Here is a 1,268-nt window from a genome sequence, read left to right as displayed (position 1 = left end):
TAGGTTATTAAAATATACTCCTACATCCTCTCTCTTTGTAGTTGTGTTCACTTTAAATCCCAATACATCTGACACTAACTCCAAAAATGCATAAAATGCATTCTCTGCACTTCTCCCTACTTCCAGCACTGCTCCACTTAATCCTCTCCCATCTCCTCCTCCTGTCCCTTTTCCCTTTACTCCCCCACTATTACATCCCATCACCATATTATCTTTGTTTGTACAATTTTATATAATAAACTGAATACTTTTAATTAGAACATTTTAAAGAAATCACAAATAATAAAATTAATCATATCAAGTAACATATTTCTATTTAACACACTATAAAATAAAAGATACCAAAAGCTTAACTCTTAGTATCTTCACTTTATGACTTTATTTTTATTATTTACTTACATAACTTTGCCTATTTATTTTGACCACCAGAACCACTATTCTCAGATGCTACAGTAGTAGCATTAGTATTAATTTTCATTGCTTCTTTTACACTTTTAAGTCCTTCGTCAACAGCACTTCTTATTGCAATAGTTAGAGTATTTAATGCCTTAGTAACTCCACTTACTGCAGCGTCAACAACATTAGCCTTAACCCCAGCCGCTGCCGCACTAGCATTAGCAAATTTACCTCCCTTTGCCATCGCTCTTAATGCTATTCCTCCTGCTATAATCGCATCTCTAGCATTATTAGCATTAGCACCGTTATTATTAGCAACAGCATTGTTATGTTTCGCTAATTTAGCTGATTCACCATCATCACCTTTTGCAATAGCTTGCAATATGTCAGCACCAGTTACAGCCCCAACAGCCTTTACTGCATCTCTTGCTGCTTTTGCTGCATCAGCAGCAGCACCTGCATTATTATTAGCAAACAATTTCCTTGCATCACCATCAACACCAGCACCAGCATCACCCCTTGCAGCACCAGCAGTACCATCATCTTTAACAGGACCGTTATCATTTCCAGCTTCTGCGTTTCCTTCCTTAAGTACTACACTTACAATTTTTTTGATTCCCTCACTAAGAGACTTAACCGCATCAGCACCAGCTCCAGCTCCAGCTCCAGGTTCAGCAACATTACCAATTGCTTCAACACCATCAGCTCCTTTTAAAGCCTCACTTGCACCGTCAATTATCTTATCAAATGTTTCACTAACTAATTTCTTCACTACACTCTCTACTTCAACAGCATGAGGATTCCCTCCTTTCTTCATATCATCAACAATTTGTTCAAGCTTATCCTTGGTACCTTGCACAGTACCCTGAACC

The 1,268-nt window shown here is 37.9% G+C and carries 2 protein-coding genes; both read right to left on the bottom strand.

Translation table 11 applies throughout. The features are described from left to right. Positions 1-207 (bottom strand): variable large family protein (locus tag U880_RS0103545; protein ID WP_200862212.1); only part of this gene is annotated, 207 nt, incomplete at its 3' end. Positions 208-409: 202 nt separating this feature from the next. Continuing rightward, the coding region (locus U880_RS0103540; protein ID WP_024654779.1) for a variable large family protein at positions 410-1,268 on the bottom strand (859 nt) is incomplete at its 5' end.

The sequence above is a fragment of the Borrelia hispanica CRI genome, assembly GCF_000500065.1.
In the GTDB taxonomy this organism is placed as follows: Bacteria; Spirochaetota; Spirochaetia; order Borreliales; family Borreliaceae; genus Borrelia; species Borrelia hispanica.
Note: the sequence above shows the minus strand (reverse complement) of the source record. Positions and strands in the feature narration are given on the sequence as shown.